At 65.0% G+C, this 4,652-nt stretch carries 4 protein-coding genes; 1 reads left to right on the top strand and 3 read right to left on the bottom strand.

What is annotated here, in order from left to right; genetic code table 11:
* The coding region (locus tag AC5DC2_RS19795) for an AMP-binding protein (protein ID WP_491699714.1) at positions 1-1,280 on the top strand (1,280 nt) is incomplete at its 5' end.
* A 430-nt stretch (positions 1,281-1,710) separates the two neighbouring features.
* On the opposite strand, the gene AC5DC2_RS19800 is transcribed toward AC5DC2_RS19795, so the two are convergent.
* The 3 genes from AC5DC2_RS19800 to AC5DC2_RS19810 form a co-directional block, all read right to left on the bottom strand.
* Positions 1,711-2,136 carry a RidA family protein gene (locus tag AC5DC2_RS19800; RefSeq protein WP_491699715.1) on the bottom strand — a complete coding sequence of 142 codons (426 nt, stop codon included), beginning with the start codon at positions 2,134-2,136 and terminating at the stop codon, positions 1,711-1,713.
* Positions 2,137-2,241: 105 nt separating this feature from the next.
* Positions 2,242-3,858, bottom strand: a complete 1,617-nt coding sequence (locus AC5DC2_RS19805; RefSeq protein WP_491699716.1) for a hydantoinase B/oxoprolinase family protein — start codon at positions 3,856-3,858, stop codon at positions 2,242-2,244.
* Between the two features lie 3 nt (positions 3,859-3,861).
* The coding region (locus tag AC5DC2_RS19810; RefSeq protein WP_491699717.1) for a hydantoinase/oxoprolinase family protein at positions 3,862-4,652 on the bottom strand (791 nt) is incomplete at its 5' end.

Consider the following 4,652-nt stretch of genomic DNA (forward strand, 5'->3'; position numbering starts at 1 on the left):
TCCTCAGCGATGCCGACGCGCCTGTTCTGATCGCGCAGGCTGCGCTGGTCGAGCGGCTGTCCGAGATAAGCCCCGGCGCGGTGAAAACCGTTCTGGTGGTCGAGGGCGAGGCCGCTGCGATCTCAGGCTACGACGTCCGGACGCTGGTCGACCCGGAGAAGGAGGACATGCAGGCGCTGAGCCTGTCGCAGCCGATCGAACCCTGGGACCTGCACGCGATCATGTATACGTCGGGCACGACCGGCAACGCCAAGGGCGTGATGAGCACCTATGCCCAGCACTACACCATGGGGCCGGACGCCTTTGATTGCGTCGGTACCGACGACCGCTGCATGATCTGCGGCCCGATCTTTCACTGCGGATCGACGCTTTATGTCAACGCCATGCTGGCGCGCGGCCTCTCGATCGGGATGATGCGCGAGTTCAAGACGGACACGTTCTGGCAAGCCGTTCGCGAGACCGGCTCGACCTACTGCCTGCTTCTCGGCGTCATGGCAGCCTTCCTGCTGAAGGCTCCCGTTCGCCCCGATGACCGCGACCATCCGTTGCGCCGCGCCTTCATCACGCCCTTTGGCGAGGATGGCCCGCTCTTCGCGGAACGGTTCGGCGTTGAGGCGTGGACGATATACAACATGACGGAGATCGCGAGCCCCCTGCACGCCGGGCCCGGCATCACCGCAAAGGGGATCGCCGGTAAACCGCGCCCCTGGTGCGAGCTTCGCATCGTCGACGAGAACGACATGCCGCTTGGGACAGGCGAGGTGGGCGAACTGATCATCCGTTCGCACCGCCCCTGGGCGCTGATGGCCGGCTACTACAAGAACCCTGCCGCGACGGTCGATGCGATGCGCAACGGCTGGTTCCACACGGGCGACAGCTTCCGGAGAGACGAGGACGGGACCTACTACTTTGTCGATCGTCTCAAGGACATCATCCGGCGGCGCGGCGAGAACATCTCTTCCTTCGCCCTGGAAAGCGAGGTCCTCGGCATGGCGGAGATCCGGGCGTGCGCGGCCGTCGCCGTGCCTTCCGAGTTCACCGAGGACGAGGTCCTGATCGTTGTTTCGCCCGCCAGCGCACAGGGCATCGATCCGGCCTCAGTCCTTGACCGGCTTTCCGCGACGCTGCCGCGCTATATGGTGCCGCGTTACCTCCGCGTTCTCGACGATCTGCCAAAAACCGCCTCGGGCAAGGTGCAGAAGCACCTGCTGCGCAAGGAAGGCGTAACCAACGATACCTTTGACCGGGAAGCCGCCAAGCCTGCCCGCGCCGAGGCCTGATCCAGGCTTTGCGATGCCTTTCGCGCCGCCGGCATTGCAACGTTGCTGCTGGCCTTACACTCGTATCGGCAAGACGAGAGCCGGCGGGGCGGCTCAGGCGGCCGGGGCGTCTGGCTCCGGTCGCGTAGCCAAGGCGATCTTCAAACAGAGACGTTGTCAGCAGGGGGCACGTGGCTGCAAGTTCATGACCAGACGGGAAGTCCGCGCGCGTGGCGCGGAAGAAGGGCGCACCGCCGCCCGGCGGCCATCGCCCGCCTGCCGCCCTCGCTGAGGACGGCATCGCATCAGGCCGCAAGCTTTTCCGGCGCCGGCCTATTGGCGCTAGCCTTGAACCAACGGCTCATCCTGCGTTCGCACCCCCGAAGGGTGATGGCGTGATTGGCCGGACCGCTGTCGATGCAGCCTTGCCCGGCCAGGCATATGCGGCAGTTCAGCCGAGCGAGATGGTGATTTCCTCGACCTCGGCCTTCGACGCGCCACGATAGGCGGTGACTTCGATCTCGACCTTGAAGTCCGGCGCGCCGAGCGGCGAGCAGGTGACGGTGCGCTGCGGATCGATGCCGCGGAAACGCTCGCCGACATATTCCATCACCGCCTTGGCATCCTCGACGTAGGGGATGAAGATCTTCGACTGGACGACATCGGCAAGGCAGGAGTCGACCGACTTCAGCGCGCCTTCGATATTGTCGAAGCACTGGCGGGCCTGTTCCACCGGATCGGTCGACATTTCACGGGTCTTGTAATTGCGGCCGGCTGTGTTGGACACGAAGATCCAGTCGTCGACGCAGACGATGCGCGAATAGCTTTCCCTGGTTTCGAAGATGGAGCCGGATTTGACTTTGGTGATCCTGACCATGGTTTTTCCTGTTCTGTTTGGGTTTGAGAAGGACAAGGGAAGAGTGTCCGCAGGCGCTGCCGCCTGCGACGAGGATGGGAATCGGATGAAATGCCGGCCGGGCGATTACTGCTTGTAAAAGCGCGCCGCCGTCTCCGCGCTGATGCGCCCTTCGGCAAGGTCGCGCCGGACGGCCGCCGGGTCGCGGCCCGCCGGATCGCCGTAGCCGCCGCCGCCGGGCGTGGTGATCGAGACGATCTGGCCAGGCTTCAGGTCGACCATGCCGGCGAAATCCGTGCGGCCGTCGCCGAAGTCGAGCACGGTGCCCCGCGCGGAGGTGCCGCCATCAAGGCCCCAGGGTTCGGAGGCGACGCGCGACCCCTCGACGGTGAACCGGCAGGCCTTTTCCGCGCGGTAGACGCGGCGCACGCCCATGCCGCCGCGATAGGCGCCGGCGCCGGCGGAATCATCCACCAGTTCGTAGCGCAGCAGCGTCAGCGGATATTCGAGCTCCAGCGACTCCACCGGCAGGTTCGAGGTGTTGGTGAGGCTGACATGGATGCCCGAAAGCCCGTCGGAGGACGGCCGCGCGCCGCCGCCGCCGCCGATGGTTTCGAGATAGACCCAGATCGAGCCATCGTCATGGACACCGTTGAAGATCGCCCCGGTGCAGCAGCCATTGCCGGCCGCCATGACCTTGCCGGGAAGCGCCCTGGCGAGCGCGCCATAGACGAGGTCGCAGACCCGCTGGGCCGCCGCGATGCGGCCATCGACGGCCGCCGGATGCTCGCAGTTGAGGATCGACCCTTTCGGCGCGGTCACCGTCAGCGGACGGGCAAGCCCGGCATTTGGCAGGATCGTCGGATCGACGACCGACTTCACCGCGAAATAGCTCGCCGCCAGCAGCGAGGTATAGATCAGGTTCAACCCGGCGCGCAGCTGCGGCGGTCCGTCGAAGGCGAGCGTCATTTCGTCGCCGGCAATGGTGATTTCGACGGAAAGCTTGATCCTGTCGCCGCGCTGGTTTGAATCGAACTGGTCGGAGAAGCCGTAGGTGCCATCTGGAATTTCGGCAATGGCGGCGCGCATCTTGCGCTCGGCATAATCTTGCAGCGCCTCGCCGGCGGCCAGCACCTTGTCCGTGCCGTATTTGCCGCAGAGATCCTGCATGCGCTGAACGGCGAGCCGGTTGGCCGACATCTGGGCGCGCAGATCCGACAGGCGCTCGCGCGGGACCTGGCAGTTGAGCAGGAACATCTCCTGCAGGTCCTGGTTCAGCACACCCTCGCGATAGAGCCGCACCGGCGGGATGCGCAGGCCTTCCTGATAGATATGCTCGTGGCCGCGATCGGCGAAATCCGAATGATGGGCGGTGTTGACGGCCCAGGCCACCAGCGTGTCATCGACGAAGATCGGCTCGGCGAGCACGATATCCGGCAGATGGGTCGCTCCGCCGGCATAGGCATCATTGGCCATGAACACATCGCCGGGCCTGATGTCGTTCATCTTGAACCGACCATGGATCGCGCCGATCACGCCAAGGAAGGAGCCGAGATGCATCGGGATATGCTCGGCCTGGCAAAGCGTGTTGCCGTGGCGGTCGAACAGCGCCGTCGAGCAGTCGCGGCGTTCCTTGATGTTTGTGGAGTAGGAGGCGCGCACCAGCGCCTCGCCCATCTCCTCGACGATGGACTGCAGCGCCGAGCCGATGACTTCTACCGTGATGGGATCAATCGTGGTCATCGTTCAAACCTCCAGGATGAGATTGAGATAGGGGTCGACCGTGCCGGTCATCTCCGGCAGCAGCACGGTGGTCGTGTCCATCTGCTCGACGATGGCCGGGCCGGTAATGACATTGCCGGCCTTCAGCAGGCCGCGTTCATAGACCGGGCAGGTGACGAAACCGCCGGCCTCCGACATCCACACCGCGCGTTCGCCGATCTTCGCGCCCGAGGCATCGGGGCCGTGATCGTCCTGTTTCTGGAATTCGGCCTTGTCGACGATGCCAGCGGCCTCGACGCGCAGGGTGACGAGCTGGATCGGTTCCCCTTCGGCGATGAAACCGAAGCGCTGGCGGTGCGCCGCCTCGAAGCCCTTTTCCAGCGCTGTGAAGGTTTCCGCCGTAATCGGCCCCGCTGGAACCGTGACCGAAAGCTCGTAATTCTGCCCGGCATAGCGCATGTCCACCGTGCGGGTGATGACGCGACGATCGGCGGCGATCTTCTCCGCTTCGAACCAGACATCGGCCTGTTCGGCAAGGCTTGCGAAACCTTCTTCCAGCGCAGGCCGTGCCGCGTCCGACAGTTCCATCAGCCGCGACAGGGCGAAATCGGAGCGCAGGTCGGTCAGCAGCAGGCCAAGCGCACAGAGCGTTCCCGGCGTCAGCGGCACGATCACCGTCTTCATGTCCAGCTCGCGCGCAAGACGTGCGGCATGGAGCGGACCGGCGCCGCCGAAGGCCATCAGCGCGTAATCGCGCGGATCATGGCCGCGCTGGACAGAGATCACCCGGATCGCCTTCGCCATATTGGCGGTGA

It is taken from the genome of Martelella sp. (assembly GCF_984369615.1).